This window comes from Aquabacterium olei, from assembly GCF_003100395.1.
GTDB lineage: Bacteria > Pseudomonadota > Gammaproteobacteria > Burkholderiales > Burkholderiaceae_C > Aquabacterium > Aquabacterium olei.
This window is the reverse complement of record NZ_CP029210.1, coordinates 778,928-800,751: the sequence shown is the minus strand read 5'-3', so window position 1 is coordinate 800,751 and position 21,824 is coordinate 778,928. Positions and strand designations below refer to the sequence as shown.

The window sequence follows — 21,824 nt, the reverse complement described above, 5'->3', positions numbered from 1 at the left end:
CGCCGCAGCCCTTCCTCCAGGCCCACGCGCGGCGCCCAGCCCAGGGTGTCGCGCGCCAGCGTGATGTCGGGGCAGCGCTGCATGGGGTCGTCCACCGGCAGGGGTCGCACGACGATCGGCGACGACGACCCCGTCAGGCGCACCACCAGCTCGGCGAGTTCACCGATGGTCGACTCCCGCGGGTTGCCCAGGTTCATCGGCCCGGTCACGTCGTCCGGTGTGGCCATCAGGCCGATGCAGGCCTCGATCAGGTCGTCGCGGTAGCAGAAGGAACGGGTCTGGTTGCCGTCCCCATGCACGGTGATGGGACGGCCCTGCAGCGCCTGGACGATGAAGTTGGACACCACCCGCCCGTCATTCGGGTGCATGCCGGGCCCATACGTGTTGAAGATGCGGGCCACCTTGATCTTCACGCCATGCTGACGGTGGTAATCGAAGAAGAGCGTTTCGGCGCAGCGCTTGCCTTCGTCGTAGCAGGCGCGTGGGCCCGTGGTGTTGACGTGGCCACGGTAATCCTCAGGCTGCGGGTGCACGGTGGGGTCGCCGTACACCTCGCTGGTCGACGCCTGGAAGATGCGCGCCCGCACCCGCTTGGCCAGGCCCAGCATGTTGATGGCGCCATGCACGCTGGTCTTGGTGGTGCTCACCGGGTCATGCTGGTAATGCACCGGTGAAGCCGGGCAGGCGAGGTTGTAGATTTCATCGACCTCGACGTACAGCGGAAAGGTCACGTCGTGGCGCATCAGCTCGAAGCGCGGGTGGTCCAGCAGGTGTGCCACCTGGCCGCGCCGCCCCGTGAAGAAGTTGTCCACGCACAGCACATCGTGGCCCTGCTCGAGCAGGCGCTCGCACAGCGCCGCCCCCAGAAAGCCGGCACCGCCGGTCACGAGAATGGATCGGGTCACAGCAGTGTCCATGGGGTCTCCGAATCGACGGTCGCTGGGTAGAAACTTCGTTCAGGGCTGGGTGTGGGGCTTGCGTCGGCCTTCTCCGTCCGACGCAACAGGCTCAGAGCGTGATCCACCACATCACAAGGGCCGACCGCCATGGCGCACTCGTGGCCGGTGGGGCAACGCGCGTGGGTGCAGGGCCGGCAGGGCACTTCGGCCCACAGCACGCGGTGCAGTTCGGGCCTGCCCGGCGCCCAGCGCGCCACTTCGGCACCACAACTGATGACCACGCTGGGTGTGCCCACCGCCGCTGCCACGTGCGACACCCCGGTGTCGTTGCTGACCAGCAGGCGCGCGCCTTCGATCAGGGCCCCGACCGTCCAGAGCGGAGTCAGGCCCACGAGGTTGACGCATCGCCCGGGCGCCAGCCCCTGCAGCGCGGCTTCCAGCGCGGCCACCACCGGCCCTTCGGAGGCCACACCGGTCAGCACCAGCGTGAGGTCGTGGGCCGTGGCCAGCGCCCGGCCCACCTGGGCAAACCGGGCAGGCGGCCAGCGCCGAGAGGGCCACTGCGCGCCGGCATGCAGGCACACCCAGGGCCGTCCCGGCGGTGCACCCCGGGCGCGCAGCAGGCCGCGCGCGGCCTCGCGGTCGGCATCCCGCACGGGAAACGCATCGGCCGGGCGAGCCGGGCCCTCGTGCAAGGCCGGCCCGCCCAGCACGGCGATCAGGCGCATGAGCCGCTGGGCCTCGCTGCCCGCCTCGGGCCAGGGCACCGACAACCCCGGCTCGGGCGCCGCGCGATCGGGCTCGTGGAAGGCCGCCACATGGCGCGCGCTCCACGCCGCCACCAGGCTGTTGGTGAGCCGCCCGCTGCCATGCAACTGCACCGCCAGATCAAGCCGGCGCGCCTGCATGTCGGCCACAAAAGCAGGCCAGGCCGTCTCATCGGGCACCCGTTCGGGCAAGCCCGGGTGGCCCGGAAACTCGATGAACTCGTCGATGCAGGCCAGGCGGCCGACCCACTCGCGGGCCCAGGGCAGGCCCACCAGCGCGATGTGTGCGTCCGGGAAGCGCCGTCGCAAGGCCTGCAGCGCCGGGACCGCGCACAACATGTCGCCCAGCACCAGCGCACGCAGCACCGCAATGCGGCGCACCGGGCCAAGGCCCGGGTCGGAACCGGGTTCAGCAGGTGGCGCGTGCATGCACAGGCTCCACGGGGGCCAGCGGCTGCGCCAGCAAGGTCCTGGCTGCGATGGCCACGTCGTGTGGCGCCACGTTGCGCAGGCAGGGATGCCCGGGCTGGGGGCACACGCTCTGCAGACAATCCCGGCAGGGCACGTCGTGGCTCATCACACGAGCCGGCACCTGCCAGGGGGTGTGCTGCGGGTTGGTCAGCGCATACAGGCACACCACGGGCGTGCCCAGCGCGGCCGCCATGTGGGCCGGCCCGCTGTTGTTGCCGATGAGCAGCGAGGCACCTTCGATCAGCGCAGCCAGCTCACCCAGGGTCAGCTGCGCGCAAAGGTCGGCGGTGGGGCCGGCGATCGCCTCGCGCGCGGTGCGGACCGCTTCCCGCTCGTCCTCGCTGCCGCAGAACACGCAGGTCCAGCCCTCGGCCACCAGGCCGCGCACAGCCTCGCCCATCATGGCAGCGGGGTAGCGGCGCGAAGGCGCGGTGGCGCCCGGGTGGACGACGATGTAGGGCCCGCCGGGCATCACGCCGGCCGCCAGCAGCGCGTTGCGCGCGGCCAGCCGATCCGCATCCCGGACGGTGAGGCCCAGCCGCAGCGAGTCGGGCCGCGGCACGCCCAGCGTGCCGACCAGGTCCAGTTGTCGCTCGACCTCATGCCGCATGCCGGGCCCGAGCTTGTCGACGTCCCGGCGCCAGTGCGACAGCAGCGCGTAGGGGTTCTCGCGCGCGTGGGCGACGCGCACCGGGATGCCGGCCATGCGGCACAGCATGGCCATGGGCAAGGGGCTTTGCGTCGCCGACGTCATGACCACGGCCACATCCACACGCTCGCTGCGCAGCCAGTTCACCAGGTCGGCCTCGTCGTCGACCACCCCGGTGTGCCCGGGCTTGACCCACGATGCCCGAAACACCGTCACGCCATCGACCATGTCGAGATGAGGGGCCAGGCGGGCCCCGGAGGGAGAGGTCAGCAGGGTCAGCTTTGCCTGGGGCGCCGCCTGCTTCAACGCGCGCATGGCCGGCGTGCACATCAGCACATCGCCCATGTTGTCCAGCCGCACGACCAGCACGTGCCGCCAGGCCGAGGGCACCGGCGCGGGGCTCATGCGTCGGCTCCCGCCGGCACGGCCAGGCGGGGCAGGCAGCGCACCAGGGTCAGCGGCCGGCATTCATCGCGGGTGGCGGCCGGACGACGCGCCGCCTCGTACGCTGCGAGCGTCTGCTCGGCGGCTCGTGCCCACGTGAAGAAGGTGCGGGCGCGCAGCAGGCAGCCCATGTCCATGGTGGCGGCCGCACGCGGGTGCTCGGGCCAATCCGCGAGCTCGTCACGCAATGCATCGGGGTGGGCGCGGTGCAGCACGCGGCCGGCTGCGCCATCGGCCACCAGAGTGCGCAACTCCTCGTCCTCGCGCGAGGGCAGCACCAGCACCGGGGTGCCGCAGGCCATCGACTCCCGCGGGCACACATGGGCCGGATCCCAGTCGGCCGCCGGCAGCACCGTCACATCGGCCGCCGCACAGGCCGCACTGCGCAAGGCCGCCCCCTGCAGGCCGGCGTGCTGCGCACCCAGCCAGTGCAAGGGCTCGTCCGGCATCCTCAAGGGCGCCATGCCCAGCGGCAACAGGCTCAATGCATGCGCCGGCAATTTCTGCAGGGCCCGCAAAAAGGGCGCGTAAGCGCGCCGGCTGGCACTCCCCGCCCCCCCTGGCTGGCCCCACAGCACCAGCAGGCCGTCTTCCGGCAAGCCCATGGCGCGCCGCAACGGCCCGCGCGCCCGCGGGCGAAACAGGCCCGTGTCCACCCCGTGGGGCACGGCGCGCACGCGACCACGCAGCGCACTGAAACGCTCGATGACGGTCTCCCGATGGTGCTCGCTGCGGCACAGCACCGCGTCCGCACGGCGGGCCAGCAGGCGCTCGATGGCCAGGACCGCGTCACTGCACTGGGTGGGGTCGCCCTGCAGGCTGACCGAATCCGGCGACCACACCAGCGGCAGCACCCGGCCCGCGGTCAGCCGCAGCCCGGCCAGACCCGCCAGGGCCCCCCAGGCGTGCACCACGTCACAAGGCCACACCCCGAGTGCCGTGCGTTTCACCGCGTCGGCAAAGGCCATCACCGTTCGGCTCAGGCTTCCCTGATCGTCCAGCGGCCAGGCGGTGCTCAGGCCCACGCGGTAGATCCGCACGCCGGTCTGCACGTCTTCACAAGCCGGTTCAGCGGCATCGTGACGGCAGCGGTAGATGTCGACGGCATGCCCTTGTCGCGCCATCGCGATGGCCAGGGGCAGCACCGCCTCATGTCCACCCGGCTCCGGGGGCACCCGGCCGCCCGGTAAAGGGTCGGGGATGTCGATCATCGCCACGCGCCGGGCGGGCATCTTGCGGGCACTGGAGGTGGACATGGCGAGCTCGGGCAGAAGGTGGCTTCGGGGTGGCCGGCTTCGGCAAGTGGCATGCCCGGGACGAGCGCACGTCGCGCTGCGGCAGCGGGAACAGCACTTGCCCGTGACGGGCCCCTCGCCGGAGACCCCAAGGACCGACCGTGCGCCTCGTCTACCTCACCGAAACGTATCCGCCCGAGATCAACGGCGTGTCGCTCACCGTGGAGCGCACTGTCGCGTTCCTGCGGCGACAGGGTCACCAGGTGAGCCTGTTCCGACCTCGTCAGCGGGACGAAGCCCCACAGGACTCCCGCGACGAGTGGCGCACGGCCGGCCTGCCCATTCCCATGTACCCCGATCTGCGCTTCGGCCTGGCCTGGCCTGCCGCCGTGCGTGCCCGCCTGCAGCAGCTGCGGCCAGCCCTGGTGCACCTGGCAACGCCCGGCCCGCTTGCGTGGGCCGCGATGCGCGCCGCGCGGCAACTCGACATCCCGGTGACCACGGACTTCCGCACCAACTTCCACCTCTACAGCGCGCACTACGGGCTGTCGTGGCTATCGCCGGTGGTGCTGCGCGGCCTGCGCGCCTTTCACGATGGCGCACAGCGCAACCACGTGCCCACCGAGCTGGCCCGACGTGAACTGGCGCGCGCCGGCTTTGGCCAGCTGGAGGTGATCGGACGGGGCGTCGACACGGAGCGGTTTCATCCGCGCCACCACTGCGAATCCCTGCGGGCCCAGTTTGCACCGCCCGATGCGCCGCTGCTGCTGTATGTGGGACGGCTGGCCGCCGAGAAGAACGTCGACCTCGCGTTGCAGGCCTTCGAGGTGGTGCGCGCCGGCATGCCGCGCGCCAGCATGGTGGTCGTGGGTGACGGCCCCGCGCGGCGCACGCTGCAGGCCCGCTACCCCGCTGCGCACTTCGTCGGCATGCAGTCGGGCATGGCGCTGTCGCGGTTCTATGCCACCGCCGACCTGTTCCTCTTCCCGTCGCTGAGCGACACCTTCGGCAACGTCGTGCTCGAGGCGCTGGCCAGCAGCCTGCCCGTGATCGCCTTCGACCTCGGTGCAGCAGCCGAACTCGTCCAGGGCAGTGGGGCCGGCCGGGTCATTCCCGTGGGGCACCCCGAACAGTTCATCACGGCAGCGTGTGCGCTGGCCTGGCAGCACCGCCATGCCGCCGCCCAGCGCCAGCGCGCACGGTCCGTGGCCTTGAAGGCCCGCTGGGATCACGTGCTGAGCCAGTTCGAACACAGCCTCCTGGAGGTCGCCCATGGCAGCCACGCCCCCGGAACAAGACAAGCCCGCGCCGCCTGAACTGACACTCTGGGCCGCCGCCCGCACGGTGTGGCCCTGGCTGTGCCGTGGCAGCCTCACCTGTCTGGAATGGGAACGGACCTGCGCGCGCTGGCTGCATCGGGCCACGGTGTGGCCCTCGGTGCTGATCGCCATGCGGGCCGTCAGCGGCCTGTCAGACGGGCTGGTGTGGTATCTCGCCTTTCCCGCGTTGCTGTTGTGGGGCGGGCCCTCCGGCCTGCACTGCGCCCTGCGGCTCGCCGGCATGAGCGGCGTGAACCTGCTGATCTACAAGGCACTGAAGCAGGGCACGGGCCGCCCTCGCCCGTTCAAGACCTGCCCGGGCATCCGCGTGTGCGCGCGGCCACTCGACGAATACAGCTTTCCCAGCGGGCACACGCTGCATGCCGTGGCCTTCGGTGTGATCCTGTCGACCTACTACCCGGTGCTCGCGTGGCCACTGGGTGTGTTTGCCGCGCTGGTGGCGCTCTCGCGCGTGGTGCTCGGGCTGCACTACCCCAGCGATGTGCTGATCGGCGCGCTCATCGGTGCGGTGTCGGCCTGGGCCACGCTCAATCTGTTCTGACGCGATCGGGCGTGCGCGCGGCGCGCAGACTGGCCTTCACGCGACGGTGCCGACGCAGCCGCGTGCGCAGCCACCACCCCCACGACACGAGGAAGTAGGTCAGCAACCCCAGGCCGCACGCCATGACGAGCAGGCCCAGCAGCAGCGGCTTGCCGACCCCCGCGAGTTGAACCCGGGTGCGCTCCCACCAGCTGGCGGACGGCTCGGCGGCGGGCTCGCCATCCCGGGCCGCGGCCACGGCGGGAGGCGCCTCGCCGGAGGCGACCTCTTCACCCAGCATCGTCTTGCCCAGGTGCCAGGCCCCGTAATACAGCGGTCCGAACGTCACCGGGTTCGAGACCAGCGTGCTGCCCACGGCCGCCGGCAGGTTCGCGCGCAGCACCACGGCCGCGGCTGCGCTGGCCGGAATCTGGGCCACCGGAATCAGCAGCCCGAAGAACATGCCGACCGCCATCCCCATGGCCAGCCCACGGCGGCTCATGTGCCACAGCCGGGGATGCTGCAGCGTGGGCCCGAGCCACCGCAACCAGCGGTGGCCTTGCAGGGCCTCGGGAGAAGGCAGATAGCGGGTCAGCAATGACATGGCAGCGGGTGGACGGGCGGCAAAGGGCAGCGGAAAAACAGCATAGCGCCGAGGGCCACACCCTGTTGCGAACGGGCCCAATCTTTCACACAGCTTCACATGCCATGGAGCGGCCCCGCGGCTTTCAGGCATTGCGCTTGCCGCCCATGGGTGTTGCCACCTCTTCAAGGAGCCGCCATGCCCGATCCCGCAGAACAAGCCGCCGACGACCCGAACTCGCGTGCCATCGTCGACACCCACGATGCGGCCTCGATCGCCCACTGGGCCGAGGCGCTCGGCCTTACCACCGAAGCGCTGGAAAGTGCCGTGAAGGCCGTAGGCCCCCGCGTCGACCGCATCAAGGACCACCTGACCGGCGGGATGGCCGGCACACAGCAGGGAGGATGAACGCGGTACGAATCCGTACAGATTCCGCGTTCATCCGCCCCGGGTGCGCGCAAACGGCGTCGACCTGTGCTATCAATGCTGCATTGCAGCACTTTCATCAGCCATGCCGGTCACCGCCGCACGGCGCATTCAGGTCGCACAGCAGTTCGTCCGCTTTGGCTTTGGCGAACATGTCGACGAGAACGCGCCCTTCTACGCCAACGATTTCCTCACCCAGGAACTGACGACCACCGAAGTTCAGGCCGTCCTGTCCATCGTGCCCCGCTTCAACGCGTTTGTCGGGGTGGCGGTGGCCGGGGGCACCGAGCGATTCCGGGGGCGCATCCGGGGCTGGAAGTTCGGGCGCGAGGCGTCGGTGCCCATTCTGGTGGTCACCCTGCCTGACTGGAGCCACCAGGTGGAAGAGCAGCCGCTGGGCGCGCCACTGGGCCGTCCGGTGGACGAAGCCGAACACGCCGCTCTGGTGGCCGAGTTGAAGGAAACCTTCGAACACCAGCTCGACGCACAGCGCTTCGGCCCGCACCCCAGCTGGGGCAACGCCTACGCGGCCTGGTGGCGCTGAGCGGGCGCCGCGGTGCGGGCGCTCTCAACCGGTCGGCTCGTGGGCTGCGCACAGCTCGGCCATGAACGCCTCGGCCACGCGCGAAGGTTGGGCCGCACGCCGCCGGATGGCCACAAAGTGGACCTCGTACCTGCATTCCGGGTGGGCAATGCGCTGGATCAGGCCGTGCTGCTCGAACGTGGCCGCGTAGTGGTCGGGCAGAAAGCCCAGGTAGCAGCCTGACAGGATCAGCGTGGCAATCGCCTCCTGGTCGCTCGCCACCGCACGCCGCCGCAACTGGAAACGGTGGGTGGCGTCCATGTTGGGCGAGTGGAAGGTCAGGCCGGCGTAGTCGTAGTCCTGCAGCTCGCGCCAGTCCAGGGTCGCATGGTCGACGCCGAACAACGGGTGCTGCCGGCCGCAGTAGAGGTACATGTGCTCGCCGAACAGGCGCTCGTAGCGCAGGCTGTCCGATCGCCGGTGATCGGGCACCACGCCCACCTGCAGGCGGCCGTCCATCACGGCGGCTTCGATCTCGCTGAGCGTCGACACCGTCAGCGCGAGCGACACCGCCGGCGCTCGTCGCCGGAAGGCGCGGATGGCCTGGCCGATGCGCGCCTGCGGGTTGGTCACGGTCTTGTCGAACAGGCCCACGTGCAGCTCGCCGACCAGCTCGGCGTGCATGTCGCGCACGTCTTCGCGAAACGCGTCCAGCGCGCCCAGCAGGCGCAACGCCCCATCGTAGACGCGCTGGCCATCGGCCGTGAGCGCAAAACCGGCCCGCCCCCGACGGCACAGCACCAAGTCGAGCCGCGCCTCCAGGTCCTTCAGATGCCGGCTGATCGTCGAGCGCCCGATGTTGAGCTCGAGCTCGGCCGCAGCCAGCCCGCCGCACTCGACCACCGAGCGGAAGATGCGCAGCAGACGCAGTTCGGTGTCCCCCACCTGACCCAGCAAGGCCTTCTTCACCATGAAAGTTTCAATCCTCTGCACGCGAACATCGACACATGGCAGTTTATTGGAACTGGCGATCTCTTCAGAATCAGCGGCAGACCATCCCCTTCCGGACCTGCCGCCATGGACCTCAGCGACCTGCCCTCCTCCGCCACCGCGCTGCCCACCGAGGCCCAGCTTCGCGCGCACTGGATGCCCTACACCGCCAACCGCCAGTTCCGCGAAGACCCGCGGCTGCTGGTCGCCGCCCAGGGCTGCCACTACACCGACGCCACCGGCCGCGCGGTGTTCGACGGCCTGTCGGGCCTGTGGACCTGCGGCCTCGGCCACGGCCGCCGCGAGATCGCGGATGCGGTGACGCGTCAACTGGCCACGCTCGACTACGCGCCGGCCTTCCAGTTCGGCCACCCGCTGTCCTTCCAGCTGGCCGAGCGCATCGTGGGCCGGATGCCCGAGGGCCTGAACCACGTCTTCTTTGTCGGTTCGGGCTCGGAGGCCGCCGACACCTCGCTGAAGATGGCGCGGGCCTACTGGCGCCTCAAGGGCCAGCCCGGCAAGACGCGCTTCATCGGCCGGCTCAAGGGCTACCACGGCGTCAACTTCGGTGGCATCAGCGTGGGCGGCATCGGCGGCAACCGCAAGCTGTATGGCGAGGCCCTGCACTGCGACCACCTTCCCCACACCCAGCTGCCCCGCAACGCCTTCACCCGCGGCATGCCGGACGACGGCGCCCACCTGGCCGACGAGCTGCTGAACCTGATCGCGCTGCACGATGCGTCCAACATCGCGGCCGTCATCGTCGAGCCGTTCTCGGGTTCGGCCGGCGTCATCGTGCCGCCCAAGGGCTACCTGCAGCGCCTGCGCGAGCTCTGCACGCAGCACAACATCCTGCTGATCTTCGACGAGGTCATCACGGGCTTCGGGCGCACGGGCGCCTGGACGGGCGCCGAGGCCTTCGGCGTCACGCCCGACATCCTGAACTTCGCCAAACAGGTCACCAACGGCGTGGTGCCGATGGGCGGCGTGGCCGTGCGCAGCGAGGTGCACGACACCTTCATGGCCGCGGGCGGAGCATCCCACGCCATCGAGTTCCCACACGGCTACACCTACTCTGCCCACCCGGTGGCGTGCGCAGCCGCGCTGGCCACGCTCGACCTGCTGGAGCAGGAAGACGGCCCCGGCCGCGTGCGCGCCCTGGCCCCGCACTTCGAGCAGACCGTGCACAGCCTGAGGGGCAGCCCGCACGTGACCGACATCCGCAACATCGGCCTGGCTGCCGGCTTCACCATCGCCCCGCGCGACGGCGACCCGACGCGCCGCCCGTACGAGATCGCCATGCACTGCTGGCGCCAGGGCTTTTATGTGCGCTTCGGTGGCGACACAATCCAGCTGGCCCCGCCGTTCGTGAGCACGCCGGCCCAGATCGACGACCTGGTGAACGCCCTGGGCGATGCCCTGGCCGCCACCGCCTGACCCGCCTGCCTTCCACCTTGCCCTCAGGACCGAACCCCACCATGCACACCGTCGGACACTTCATCAACGGCCAGCACGTCAACGACCCCAACGCCCGCACCCAGCCGGTCTTCGATCCGGCCCTGGGCGTGGCCACGCGGCAGGTGGCGCTGGCCTCCACGGCCACCGTGCAATCGGCCATCGCTGCCGCCGAAGCCGCCTTCCCGGCCTGGCGCGAAACGCCGCCGTCCAAGCGCGCGCGCATCATGTTCCGCTTCAAGCAACTGCTGGAAGAGCGCGCCGAGCAGCTGTGCGCGCTGATCACCGCCGAACACGGCAAGGTGCTGAGCGACGCGCTGGGTGAGCTGCAGCGCGGCATCGAGAACGTCGAGTTCGCCTGTTATGCGCCCGAGCTGCTCAAGGGCGAGCACAGCAAGAACGTCGGCCCGGCCATCGACTCGTGGAGCGAGTTCCAGCCGCTGGGCGTGGTGGCCGGCATCACGCCGTTCAACTTCCCCGCCATGGTGCCGCTGTGGATGTGGCCGCTGGCCGTCGTGTGCGGCAACACCTTCGTGCTGAAGCCGTCCGAGAAGACCCCCTCGTCCACGCTGTTCCTGGTCGAGCTGGCCAAGGAAGCCGGCCTGCCGGACGGCGTGCTGAACATCGTGAACGGCGACAAGGAAGCAGTCGATGCCCTGATCGACAGCCCCGTGGTGCAGGCCATCAGCTTCGTGGGCTCCACGCCGATCGCCGAATCGATCTACACCCGCGGCTGCGCCACCGGCAAGCGCGTGCAGGCCCTGGGCGGCGCCAAGAACCACGCCGTGGTCATGCCCGATGCCGACCTGGACAACGCCGTGTCGGCGCTGATGGGTGCGGCCTATGGCTCATGTGGTGAGCGATGCATGGCCATCCCGGTGGTGGTGGCCGTGGGCGATGCCGTGGGCGACGCGCTGGCCGAGCGCCTGGCCGCGGCCCTGAAGCAGATGAAGGTCGGCCCCGGCACCGAGCCGGGCAACGACATGGGCCCGCTCGTCACGCCGGCCCACTTCGAGAAGGTCAAGGGCTACGTCGACGCGGGCGTGGCCGAAGGCGCCACGCTGGTGGTCGACGGCCGCCAGACCCGCATCGCCAGCGCACCGGAAGGCTTCTTCCTGGGCGGCTGCCTGTTCGACCACGTCAAGCCCGGCATGACGATCTACCGCGACGAGATCTTCGGCCCGGTGCTGAGCATCGTGCGCGTGGGCTCGCTGGACGAGGCCATGGCCCTGATCGACGCCCACGAATACGGCAACGGCACCTGCCTGTTCACGCGCGACGGCGAGGCCGCCCGCTACTTCACCGACCGCATCAAGGTCGGCATGGTGGGCGTGAACGTGCCGCTGCCGGTGCCCGTGTCCTTCCACAGCTTCGGCGGCTGGAAGCGCTCGCTCTTCGGCGACCTGAGTGCCTACGGCCCCGATGGCGTGCGCTTCTACACCCGCCGCAAGACCATCACGCAGCGTTGGCCCTCGTCGGGCGTGCGCGAGAAGGCCGTCTTCACCTTCCCGAGCAACCAGTAAGGGCCGCGGCGCGGCACACCCGGGGGCGGCTATGCTTGCGGCCCAGCCCGCCCCGTTGCCATGCCCCTGACCCTTGCCGCCCCCGTCCACAGCGAACTGCTGATCAAGAAGAGCCGCTTCATCGGCTGCGTGCAGGCGGTGCCCGACCGCGCCGCGGCGCAGGCCATCGTGGCCGCCCTGTGGGCCGAGCACCCCACCGCCACCCATGTGTGCTGGGCGCTGCTGGCCGGTGGCCAGTCGGCCGCGGTGGACGACGGTGAACCCAGTGGCACGGCAGGGCGCCCCATGCTGGAGGTGCTGCGCCGCCAGGACCTCGAAGGCGTGCTGGCCACGGTGGTGCGCTACTACGGCGGCATCCAGCTGGGCGCGGGCGGCCTGGTGCGCGCCTACACCGACAGCGTGGCCCAGGCGCTGCTGCAGGCCGAGAAGGTGCCGATCCGCCGGCTCACTGCGCTGTGCTGCGAGGCGCCGTATGCGCTGGAAGGCCTGGTGCGCCGCGAGCTGGACGCAGCCGGCGCGCAGCTGCACGACGTGGCCCACGGCGAGGCGGTCGTCTTCCAGTTCAGCGTGACCGAAGAAGCCGCAGCGGCCCTGCAGGCCCGCCTGAACGAGGCCGGGCACGGTCGCTTGCGCTGGCCTGACCCCCAGCACTGACCCCCCGCACGCACGGCCCTCACGCCGAGCGCCTGGCCGCTGCAACCCCCATCGCGCGCGCCTGGTCCAGCCAGCCGGCCACCTTCTGCGGCGAAGCCGTCTTGACCGGCCCCCACTGCACCACGCTGCGGCAGCGGATGCCACAAAAGCCCAGCACCTGGTTCTTCAGCACGCGGCGCCCGGGCAGGCCGAACACCAGCCTGTCCCACAGCGGCGGCGTGTCGGACGTGATGATGACGTCGGCCGTGCGGCCGCTCAGCAGCTTGTCCCACATGAGGCCCTGCGCGCGGTACTTGAAACCGAAGCCCGGCGTGAGCGCCCGGTCCAGCACGGCCTTGGCCTGAGCCGGCATGGCGCCCCACCAGTAGGGATGAACCCACAGCATGTGGTCACACCAGGTCATGGCCTCTTGCCAGCGCTGCAGGTCGGGCTCGAGGGGGGCGTTGGCATGCCCGTAGCCGGCGAAGCCGCCCTTGTCGAACGCCATCTCGGACAGTTTGAGCACGCGCACCTCGGCGCCCGCTTCCTGCGCACCGCCCGCATAGGCTTCAGCCAACCCTTCCGACAACGAGCCCGCCCGTGGATGGGCCGCCCAGACGAAGACACGCTGTGCCATGGTCACTCCCTTTTCTTCTTTGCGCCGAGATGTGGCAACGCCACGCCCGTTATACCGCGTGACCCCACACCGGCCGGCCAGGGCGGAAAATGGCGGTCTGCCTCCCTGCTCTCCCCCTTCTGCCATGCACGTTTCCCGTCGCGCCCAGTCCATCCAGCCCTTTCTTGCCATGGAGTTCGGCAAGCACGCCGCCGCACTCGAGGCGGCCGGCCACCGCGTGATCAAGCTCAATCTGGGCGAGCCCGATTTCGGCGCCCCGCCGGCCGTGCTGGCTGCGCTGCGCAACGTGGCCGACGGCACCCCGCTGCCCTACACCGGCGCCCTGGGTCTGCCCGCCCTGCGTGAGGCCATTGCCGGTTTCTACCAGACCGCCCACGGCGTGACCGTGGCGCCCGAACGCATCGTGGTCACAGCTGGCGCCTCGGCGGCACTGCTGCTGGCCACCGCCGCGCTGGTCGACCCGGGCGACGAGGTGCTGGTGGGGGATCCGTCCTACCCGTGCAACCGCCAGTTCCTCAGCGGTTTCGGGGCCGATGTGCGGCTGGTGCCCACGGACGCCAGCACGCGCTTCCAGCTGGATCTGGCGGCGGTGCAGCGCCACTGGAGCGCCCGCACCCGCGGCCTGATGGTGGCAACGCCGTCGAACCCCACGGGCACCTCGGTGCCGCCTGCCGAACTGGCCGCGATGTGCCAGTGGGCGCGTCAGCACGGCGCCTGGCGCCTGGTCGACGAGATCTACCTGAACCTCAGCGACGCCGATGCCGAAGGCCGCCCGGCGCAGACCGTGCTGGCCGCCGACCCCGATGCCATCGTCATCAACAGCTTCTCGAAGTACTTCGGCATGACGGGCTGGCGCCTGGGCTGGGCCGTCGTGCCCACCGAGCTGGTTCCGGTGATGGAGCGCCTGGCGCAGAACTACTACATCTGCGCCTCGACCCCGGCGCAACTGGCCGCGCTGGCCTGCTTCACGCCGGAATCGTTGGCGGTGTGCGAAGCGCGCCGTGCCGAGTTCGCTGCGCGTCGCACGCTGGTGCTCGAAGGCCTCGCCACCGCGGGCCTGCGCGTGCCCGTGCAGCCGGACGGCGCCTTCTACGTCTACATCGACGTCAGCGAGACCGGTCTGGACGCCATGCAGTTCTGCGAACGCGCCCTGCACGAGGCCCATGTGGCGCTGACGCCGGGACACGACTTCGGCCACTGCAGCGCCGCCTCGCACGTGCGCCTGTCGTATGCGGCCTCGCGCGCCGATCTGGAAGAAGGCGTGCAGCGGCTGGCGCGCTTCGTCGCCACGCTGCGCTGAGGCGTCAGTCGGCCACGCGGAAGACGCTGACCGCGGCCACCAGCTGCGAGGCCTGCTGGCTGAGGCTCTCGGCCGCCGCGGCGCTTTCCTCCACCAGGGCCGCGTTCTGCTGCGTGACCTGATCGAGCTGGCTCATGGCCTGCCCCACCTGGCCGATGCCGGTGTTCTGCTCCTGCGTGGCCGAGCTGATCTCACCAATCAGGTCACTCACCTGGCGAACCTGGGCCATGACCTCGGCCATGGTGCGGCCAGCCGCTTCCACCAGGCCACTGCCCGACTCGACCTTCTCCACGCTCGAGTGGATCAGCGTGCGGATCTCGCGGGCGGCCTGGGCGCTGCGCTGTGCCAGGCTGCGCACCTCGCCGGCCACCACCGCAAAACCTCGGCCCTGCTCGCCGGCCCGCGCGGCTTCCACCGCCGCGTTCAGCGCAAGAATATTGGTCTGGAAGGCGATGCCATCGATCACGCCGATGATCTCGGCGATCTGTCGGCTTGAGGCCGTGATGTCCGCCATGGTGCTCACCACACGCTGCACGGCCTCGCCGCCTTCGGCCGCCACCCCGCTGGCCGCCGTGGCCAGGGCCGAGGCCTGACGGGCGGTTTCCGCATTGGTGGCCACCGTGCCGGTCAGCTGCTCCATCGAGGCCGCGGTCTGCTGCAGATTGCTGGCCTGCTCTTCGGTGCGTTGGCTCAGATCCAGGTTGCCCGTGGCGATCTGGCCGGAGGCGGTCGCAATGCTGTCGCTGCTGGTGCGCACCTGGCCCACCAGGCGCCGCAGCGACTGCTGCATCTCGGCCATGCCCGCCACCACGCTGCCCGGCTGGGCGCGCCGGGTGTCGATCCGGGTGCTCAGGTCGCCCGCCGCAATTGCCCCCGCCAGGGCCGCCACGTCGCCCGGCTCGCCGCCGAGCTGGCGCGTCAGGCCGCGCGTCATCAGCACACCAATGCCCACGCCGATCACGGCGGAGGCGCCCGTGAGCAACAGCATCGTCCACATGACCGAGCGGTACACCGCATTGCCCTCTTCGGCCGCTTCCTGCCCTTGCTTTTCCTTCACCCGCGTCAGCTCCGTCAGCCGATCGTCGAGCTGACGGTTGGCCGCCTGCACCTCGCCGTCCAACCGGATCAGTTCGGCGTCACGCTGTGCCAGACGCTCGGGCGTGGCCGCCACCAGATAGGCCTGGGTGGCCGTCTGCCAGGTCGAGACGAGGCCATCAAGCTGGCGCAACATGGCCTGCCCCTCGAGGGTATAGAACTTGGGCCTGGCCTGACCCAGCCACTGCATCAGGTCGGCCGTGGCCTTGTCGATCGTGGCCCGCGCTGCGGCGCGTTCGGCCTCGTTGCTCGCCAGCGCGAGCCGTGCCCGCGCGCGGCCCACGTAAATCAGGTTGATGTTGGCTTCCTTGACATACGAGATGCCGAGCAACTCCTTGTCATACAGGCGATGACTGTGCTCATTGAGGCGACCCAGTGCGTGGATGCCCACCGCGGACCCGATGGCCCCCAGCAGCACCACCGTCAGAAAACCGGCGATCAGCCGGGTGCCGAGACGGGAATTCGAGAACAGGCCCACGGGCGCTCCTTCCAACTTGAGGTGTGATCGCCGCGCATCCAGTACGGGGCTGAGCTGTTTTCGGCATGTGAACTTGCAGGCACTTGTCCGGCGGGCCCACGGCCTTTGCCTGCGCGCAACGTGTCAAAACGTTGTCGAACCGTTCAGTCTGCCGGGGCGGTGTCGTCGAGTGCCAGGCCGGCCCGCCGCCATTGCTGGGGCGTCATGCCGAAACGCGCGCGGAAAGCACGGCTGAAGTGCGAGGAACTGCCGAAGCCGTGTCGCACCGCGATCTCGGTGATGGTGCGCAGGCGATGCTGTTGCGCGCTCAGGTCGGATGCACAGGCCTGCAGGCGTCGCTCGAGGATGTAGCGCGCCGCCGTGGTGGCCTCGGCCTTGAACACCCTGTGCAGGTGGGTGGCCGAAATGCCGAGATCGCGCGCCAGGATGCCCACGTTCAGCGCGGGGTCGTGAAGCCTTTGGTCGATGGCGTGCTTGATGCGATGCAGGTGATAGACGGCCAGCGGTCTGCGGGCCGGTGCGGCGCTCGCCATGCACACGCCCAGCCCCTCCACGATCAGGTCGAAGGCCGTGTGCATCAGCGCTTCTTCGGCCGACTTGTCGAGGTCGCCGTGCACGCCGCACACCTCGTCGACCAGGGGCAGCAGACAACGCCGCATCCAGGCCAGCGGCTCGCCCAGCGGCCGGCACAGCAGCCGGTCGATGTCCGGCATGACGCGGCGTGTGCGGTGTCCCGGCAACTTGAACTGGGCAGAGCAGAAGGGCCCGTCGCTGTGAAACGCGAACGACCGCGCGTTGGTCCAGACCGTCACATCGCCGGGGTGCAGCGCCAGTTCGCGGTCCAGCTGGCGGATCGTGGTGACGCCCTCGAGCTGCATGGCCACGTAATACGCCACCTGTTCGTCGTGGGCTGTGTGCCCCTCCACACTGCTGGCCTGCATGGGCGCGCTGCGAATCACCGACGCCTCCAGCCCGGGCACGACGCAGTGTCGCACCGTGCCCCGATAGGTCTCCGGGTCTTCCGGGCTGATGCGGCATTGGGCGTACAGCGAGCACAGCACGTCTGCCCAGAACGCAGGGCGGCTTTCCGGCGGCACGCTGGCGGTGTCGAACACGATCCTCACGGTCGGCATCCTCTTGTTGTGGTCGGGTTCGCACGCCATGTGCGGCGTCGCCCGGCGTCACCGGCAAGTGCGCAGCCTGAGGATAGCCGGCGTACCGCTGCCTTTGAACAGCAGGGTCATCGCGGACTGCTTCGCTGAGGCTCATGAATTGAGCCACTCCATGAGGGCATGGAAATTCGGTCATTCGGGCACGGCGATTGCCGGCTGATTCTCTGGCCGCGGCACGCGCAACGTGTGTCCGCAAGTAGCATACGCAACGGTCTCTGTCCACGCCATGTTTGCAGCGTGCTGGGCCATTCCAGCCGGGGTGAGGCTCCCTATACTGGGTTCTCGTTCACTCTCAGCACCACGCGGCACGCCGTCGTCAGGATGCTGCCCCCTCATGCCCCTGACCAGCAGTCCCTGGACCGTGGTGGCACCGGCCCTCGTCGTGGCGCTGGTGTGCTTGGCCGCACCGGTGACGCTGCTGCGTCGCCCCGACCCGCACGGTCACGCCGAGCCACGGCGGCTGACACGCCACGTCGCGGCGGGCAGCTTCGCGCTCGGGTCCGCCGTGCTGGCCGGCGCAGCCGCGTACTGGTTGCACAGCGACGCCCGCACCGGCTACTTTGGCCCGCTGTTGGGACTGGCGCACCTGCTGGTGGCCCTGGTGGTGTGGCGCCTGCTGGCCAGCGCCCACGAAGCCCGGCATGCGCTGCGCACGGTGCATCGGCAGCTGGAAGCCGAACAGGCCGCACGTCGGGAAGGCGATGCCGAATCCGCTCGCCGCCTTGCCGAACTCGAGCGCCGTGCGCAGGACGAGCGCGCCGAGCTGGAGGTGATCTACAGCACCGCCCCCGTCGGCCTGTGCGTGCTCGACCGCGAGCTGCGCTGGCGGCGCATCAACCGCCATCTGGCCGACATCAATGGCCTGCCCGCCGAGGTGCACATCGGCCGGAGCGTGCGCGAACTGCTGCCCTCCGTGGCCGACCAGGCCGAGAAGATCCTGCGTCGCGTCATCGAGACCGGCGAGCCCATGCAGAACGTGCCGATCCAGGGCGAAACCCCGGCCGGCCCGGGACGCGCCCGGCAGTGGGTGGAACATTTCACCCCACTGCGGGACACCGCGGGTGAGGTCGTCGGCGTCAACGTGGTGTGTCAGGAGATCACCGACCAGGCCAACACCGAAGTCGCCCTGCGCGAAGCCGATCGCCGCAAGGACGAGTTCCTGGCCATGCTGGCGCACGAGCTACGCAACCCGCTGGCGCCGATGCGCAATGGCCTCGAGATCCTTCAGCGCGTGCCGGGTGACAGCCCGATCGCCGCCCGCACGCGCGACATGATGGGCCGCCAGATCACGCACATGGTGCGGCTGATCGACGACCTGCTCGACGTGTCGCGCATTCGGCAGGGCAAGCTGAGCCTGCAACGCCGGCCGGTGCCGGTGCGCGAGGTGATCGACGCCGCGCTCGAGGCCAGCCAGCCCTTGATGGACGGGGCACAGCACCGCCTGACCGTCAGCCTGCCGGACGAGCCGCTCGTGGTCGATGCCGATCCCACCCGCCTGGCGCAGGTGCTGTCCAACCTGCTGAACAACGCCGCGAAGTACACACCGGATGGCGGGCAGATCCACCTTTCGGCCGATGCGCAAGGCGACGAGGTCCGCGTGCGCATCGCCGACAACGGCGTGGGCATCCCGCCCGGCATGCTGCCCCACGTGTTCGACCTCTTCACGCAGGTCGGGCACCACGCGCAGCGGGCTCAGGGCGGGCTGGGCATCGGGCTGTCGCTGGCACGGCGACTGGTGACGCTCCACGGTGGCTGCCTTCGGGCCGAGAGCGCAGGGCCCGATCAGGGCAGCACCTTCACCATCACCCTGCCGCGCTTGACGGACGCTGCCCGGGCGGCGGGTTGAAGGCAGGCAGCAAGGTTTACACGGCCGGCAAAAAGCTGCCCACCTGCAGAGAAGTGTGCCGCCCGCTGCGCCGGGCACAGCCTTTGCCGGCCCACCGGAACTCCACCCAGACCGGTTTGTTCCACATGGCCTTGCCCCACGCCCAACTGCTCGACACCGTCGACGTCTCGCCCCTGGGTGACCAGCTCGCCGAGGCGCGCAGCACCAGCCTGATCAAGACCTCGCGCGTGCAACTGCTGCACCTCGTGTTCGACGAGCGGCAGGATCAGCCGACGCACCACGTGGCCGACGAGAGCATCGTGCACTGCCTTGAGGGTCACGTGGAACTTGTCTACCCCGGCGGCGTGCGCGCACTCACTGCGGGCCAGCTGGTGGTGCTGCCGGCCGGGCAGGCGCATGGCCTGCGCGCCCGCAGCCGCAGTGCCGTGCTGGTGACGCTGCTGCTCCAGGATGGCGATGCCAGCAACCTGGGGGGCCCCGAAGCCCCCGCCACACCGTGAGGTCCGCCATGACGACGCCCTGCAAGATCGCCGTGCTGATCGGCAGCCTCCGTCAGGCTTCCTGGAGCCGGCGGGTGTCCCATGCCATTGCCGCCCTCGCCCCACCCTCCCTTCAGTTCGACGAACTCGACATCGGGCAGCTGGCCTTCTACAACGAAGACAGCGAAGCCAAGCCGCCGCCCGAATGGGTGCGCTTTCGCGAGCAGGTGCGCGCCAGCCAGGCGGTGCTCTTCGTCACCCCGGAATACAACCGCTCGGTGCCCGCGGTGCTGAAGAACGCCCTGGACGTGGGCTCGCGCCCTTATGGCCACAGCGTCTGGGCCCATCGGCCGGCCGCGGTCATCAGCGCCTCACCCGGGGCCGTCGGCGGCTTCGGCGCTCACCATCACCTGCGGCAGGTGCTCACGGCGCTCGACATGCCCACCCTGGCTCACCCCGAGCTGTACATCGGCGGCGTACACCGCCTGTTCGACGAGGCAGGCGCCTTGAACAACGACGACACCCGCACCCTGTTGCAGCGCTTTCTGGACCGGTTCGAGGCCTGGATCGAGGCCAACGCCCCCCGACACAACGCGGAGCCCCACGCATGACCCCACTGGATGACACCCCCCTGACGGCGGCCGAGCTGCAGGCCTTCGAGGTGAAACTGGACGACCGCCAGACCGCGCTGCACGACGAGGTGCGCACGGTTCAGGAGGCCAACGAGGCAGACCGGGACGGCTTTGCCGGCATTCCGCCCGACATGGTGGACCTGGCCGAGCACCGCCGGGGCGAAGACATGCGGCATGCCGAGCGTGAGCGTGACGAGCTCGAGTTGGTCGAAATTGCGCAGGCCCGACAGCGCCTGGCCGATGGACGCTTTGGTGACTGCGTGGATTGCGGCGAGGCGATCGGGCGGGCACGGCTGGACGCCCAGCCCTGGGCGGCCCGCTGCATTCCCTGCCAGGAGCGCCATGAACGCACCCACGGCTCGGCCGTGCCCACGGTGGCCACCGGCGCGGACAATCGCTGAGTCCGGCTCCGCCCCGCCCTGACACGGCGGGCGCCCGCCGGCAAGCCACCGGCGCCGGATCAGGTGAGGAAAACGTGCACTTCTCCGCGGACAGGGCTGGCGCGACAGGCCTATCCTTGCAGGATCACCCACCTACCGTGATCCAACCCGCCCCGGCCTGCCGAGGCACGCGCCTCTCCGATGACCCAGCGGCATGCCATTCTCGTGATTGACGACAGCCCGGAGGACCGCGCGCTGATCCAGGCGGCGCTGAGGCCCCACCACGATGTCGTCTGCGCAGACACCGGTGAACGTGGCCTGGCGCTCGCCACCACGGCGCCGCCACCCGATCTGATCCTGCTCGACATCCTGATGCCCGGGCTGGACGGCCATGCCGTGTGCCGGCGCCTGAAGACCGACGCGCGCACACGGGACGTGCCGGTGATCCTGCTGTCCACCGGCAGCACAGCGGAAGACGAAGGCGTCGGGCTGGAACAGGGCGCGGCAGACCATCTTGCCAAGCCGCTGAATCCGCCCACCCTGCTGGCCCGCGTGCGCACCCACCTGGCGCTGCACGCCGCCGCCACCTTCCTGCGAGACCGCGAGGCCTACCTGGAACAGGAGGTGGCCCGCCGAACCCGCTCGCTGTCACTCGCCCAGGACGTCGCGATCATGTCGCTGACCTCACTGGCCGAGACCCGCGATGCCGACACCGGCAACCACATCCGTCGCACCCAGAACTACGTGCGCGCGCTGGCCCGCAAGCTGTCGTCGCACCCACGGTTTGCGGCCGAACTCGGCTCGGCCCGCGTCGAGCTGATCTTCAAGGCCGCCCCGCTGCACGACATCGGCAAGGTTGCCATCCCCGACCGCATTCTGCTCAAACGCGGCAAGCTCGAGCCCGACGAGTTCGAGATCATGAAACGCCACGCCGTGCTCGGCCGCGATGCCATTGCCCAGGCGGCCAGCCTGCTCGGCAGCGACGCCCCCTTTCTGGAAGTGGCACAGCAGATCGCCCACGCGCACCATGAAAAATGGGACGGCAGCGGCTATCCGCAGGGTCTGCGCGGCGACGCCATCCCCTTGCCCGCGCGGCTCATGGCCGTGGCCGATGTGTACGACGCGCTGATCAGCCGCCGCGTCTACAAGGAAGCGATGCCGCACGAACAGGCGCTCGAGATCCTGCGCATGTCCGCCGGGCGCCACTTCGATCCCGACGTGGTGCAGGCCTTCCTCGACATCGAGGACACCATCCACACGATCGCGCTGACCTACGCCGACTCGGATGCCGACCTGGCCCGCAAGCGCGCCTACCTCAGCGAGGCCCAGCCCGAGAGCTGAACGCCT

General features: G+C 70.0%; 21 protein-coding genes and 1 pseudogene. 13 read left to right on the top strand and 9 right to left on the bottom strand.

Annotation, left to right across the window (positions count from 1 at the left end):
- Positions 1-56 precede the first annotated feature (56 nt).
- From DEH84_RS03600 to DEH84_RS03585, 4 genes and pseudogenes are all read right to left on the bottom strand, one after another.
- Positions 57-917: pseudogene (locus tag DEH84_RS03600) on the bottom strand (UDP-glucuronic acid decarboxylase family protein); the annotation flags it as partial.
- Positions 902-2,095, bottom strand: a complete 1,194-nt coding sequence (locus tag DEH84_RS03595) for a glycosyltransferase family 9 protein (protein ID WP_109034841.1) — start codon at positions 2,093-2,095, stop codon at positions 902-904. The pseudogene DEH84_RS03600 and the gene DEH84_RS03595, both read right to left, overlap by 16 nt.
- Complete coding sequence (locus DEH84_RS03590; RefSeq protein WP_109034839.1) at positions 2,076-3,191, bottom strand: glycosyltransferase family 9 protein; 1,116 nt, start codon at positions 3,189-3,191, stop codon at positions 2,076-2,078. The genes DEH84_RS03595 and DEH84_RS03590 overlap by 20 nt, the downstream gene beginning before the upstream one ends.
- Positions 3,188-4,486 carry a glycosyltransferase gene (locus tag DEH84_RS03585; RefSeq protein WP_109034837.1) on the bottom strand — a complete coding sequence of 433 codons (1,299 nt, stop codon included), beginning with the start codon at positions 4,484-4,486 and terminating at the stop codon, positions 3,188-3,190. The genes DEH84_RS03590 and DEH84_RS03585 overlap by 4 nt, the downstream gene beginning before the upstream one ends.
- Positions 4,487-4,626: 140 nt before the next feature.
- On the opposite strand from DEH84_RS03585, the gene DEH84_RS03580 reads away from it, so the two are divergent.
- Complete coding sequence (locus DEH84_RS03580; RefSeq protein WP_109034835.1) at positions 4,627-5,781, top strand: glycosyltransferase family 4 protein; 1,155 nt, start codon at positions 4,627-4,629, stop codon at positions 5,779-5,781.
- Positions 5,738-6,346, top strand: coding sequence for a phosphatase PAP2 family protein (locus DEH84_RS03575; protein WP_218929753.1), 609 nt, complete (start codon positions 5,738-5,740; stop codon positions 6,344-6,346). Before DEH84_RS03580 ends, DEH84_RS03575 begins: the two co-directional genes overlap by 44 nt.
- Here the strand turns inward: DEH84_RS03575 and DEH84_RS03570 are convergent.
- Positions 6,333-6,929: a DUF2062 domain-containing protein gene (locus DEH84_RS03570; RefSeq protein WP_109034833.1), complete on the bottom strand. Its 597-nt coding sequence runs from the start codon at positions 6,927-6,929 to the stop codon at positions 6,333-6,335. The genes DEH84_RS03575 and DEH84_RS03570 overlap by 14 nt on opposite strands.
- A gap of 177 nt (positions 6,930-7,106) precedes the next feature.
- On the opposite strand from DEH84_RS03570, the gene DEH84_RS03565 reads away from it, so the two are divergent.
- Positions 7,107-7,316, top strand: coding sequence for a DUF3606 domain-containing protein (locus DEH84_RS03565; protein ID WP_109034831.1), 210 nt, complete (start codon positions 7,107-7,109; stop codon positions 7,314-7,316).
- Between the two features lie 103 nt (positions 7,317-7,419).
- Positions 7,420-7,878, top strand: coding sequence for a hypothetical protein (locus tag DEH84_RS03560; protein ID WP_109034829.1), 459 nt, complete (start codon positions 7,420-7,422; stop codon positions 7,876-7,878).
- A gap of 24 nt (positions 7,879-7,902) precedes the next feature.
- Here the strand turns inward: DEH84_RS03560 and DEH84_RS03555 are convergent, their stop codons facing one another.
- Positions 7,903-8,829 (bottom strand): LysR family transcriptional regulator, encoded by a 927-nt coding sequence (locus DEH84_RS03555; RefSeq protein WP_109034827.1) that lies wholly within the window; start codon positions 8,827-8,829, stop codon positions 7,903-7,905.
- A gap of 105 nt (positions 8,830-8,934) precedes the next feature.
- Between DEH84_RS03555 and aptA the strand changes: the two genes are divergently transcribed.
- The 3 genes from aptA to DEH84_RS03540 are packed head-to-tail and all read left to right on the top strand — an operon-like array spanning position 8,935 to position 12,479.
- Entirely contained in the window at positions 8,935-10,284 is a 1,350-nt protein-coding gene (gene aptA / locus DEH84_RS03550) for an omega-aminotransferase AptA (protein WP_109034825.1), read from the top strand.
- Positions 10,285-10,325: 41 nt separating this feature from the next.
- Positions 10,326-11,825 (top strand): CoA-acylating methylmalonate-semialdehyde dehydrogenase, encoded by a 1,500-nt coding sequence (locus DEH84_RS03545; protein ID WP_109034823.1) that lies wholly within the window; start codon positions 10,326-10,328, stop codon positions 11,823-11,825.
- Between the two features lie 60 nt (positions 11,826-11,885).
- The gene (locus tag DEH84_RS03540) at positions 11,886-12,479 is read left to right on the top strand and encodes an IMPACT family protein (RefSeq protein ID WP_109034821.1); all 594 of its coding nucleotides are present in this window, start codon (positions 11,886-11,888) and stop codon (positions 12,477-12,479) included.
- A 19-nt stretch (positions 12,480-12,498) separates the two neighbouring features.
- On the opposite strand, the gene DEH84_RS03535 is transcribed toward DEH84_RS03540, so the two are convergent.
- Positions 12,499-13,095, bottom strand: a complete 597-nt coding sequence (locus DEH84_RS03535) for an NAD(P)H-dependent oxidoreductase (RefSeq protein WP_159098834.1) — start codon at positions 13,093-13,095, stop codon at positions 12,499-12,501.
- 124 nt (positions 13,096-13,219) lie between these two features.
- Between DEH84_RS03535 and DEH84_RS03530 the strand changes: the two genes are divergently transcribed.
- On the top strand, positions 13,220-14,395 hold the full coding sequence (locus DEH84_RS03530; RefSeq protein WP_109034817.1) for a pyridoxal phosphate-dependent aminotransferase: 1,176 nt from the start codon (positions 13,220-13,222) through the stop codon (positions 14,393-14,395).
- Between the two features lie 4 nt (positions 14,396-14,399).
- Here DEH84_RS03530 and DEH84_RS19605 read toward each other — a convergent pair whose 3' ends face one another.
- Entirely contained in the window at positions 14,400-15,968 is a 1,569-nt protein-coding gene (locus DEH84_RS19605; RefSeq protein WP_159098833.1) for a methyl-accepting chemotaxis protein, read from the bottom strand.
- Between the two features lie 143 nt (positions 15,969-16,111).
- A complete protein-coding gene (locus DEH84_RS03520) occupies positions 16,112-17,101 on the bottom strand; it encodes a helix-turn-helix domain-containing protein (protein WP_159098832.1) in 990 nt (329 codons plus the stop codon).
- A 373-nt stretch (positions 17,102-17,474) separates the two neighbouring features.
- Between DEH84_RS03520 and DEH84_RS03515 the strand changes: the two genes are divergently transcribed.
- From DEH84_RS03515 to DEH84_RS03495, 5 genes are all read left to right on the top strand, one after another.
- Positions 17,475-18,986, top strand: a complete 1,512-nt coding sequence (locus DEH84_RS03515; protein WP_159098831.1) for a sensor histidine kinase — start codon at positions 17,475-17,477, stop codon at positions 18,984-18,986.
- A gap of 125 nt (positions 18,987-19,111) precedes the next feature.
- Positions 19,112-19,486: a cupin domain-containing protein gene (locus DEH84_RS03510; protein WP_159098830.1), complete on the top strand. Its 375-nt coding sequence runs from the start codon at positions 19,112-19,114 to the stop codon at positions 19,484-19,486.
- Between the two features lie 8 nt (positions 19,487-19,494).
- The gene (locus DEH84_RS03505) at positions 19,495-20,076 is read left to right on the top strand and encodes an NADPH-dependent FMN reductase (RefSeq protein WP_109034808.1); all 582 of its coding nucleotides are present in this window, start codon (positions 19,495-19,497) and stop codon (positions 20,074-20,076) included.
- A complete protein-coding gene (locus tag DEH84_RS19375) occupies positions 20,073-20,498 on the top strand; it encodes a TraR/DksA family transcriptional regulator (RefSeq protein WP_109034806.1) in 426 nt (141 codons plus the stop codon). The genes DEH84_RS03505 and DEH84_RS19375 overlap by 4 nt, the downstream gene beginning before the upstream one ends.
- A gap of 180 nt (positions 20,499-20,678) precedes the next feature.
- Complete coding sequence (locus DEH84_RS03495; RefSeq protein WP_109034804.1) at positions 20,679-21,818, top strand: HD-GYP domain-containing protein; 1,140 nt, start codon at positions 20,679-20,681, stop codon at positions 21,816-21,818.
- Positions 21,819-21,824 lie beyond the last annotated feature (6 nt).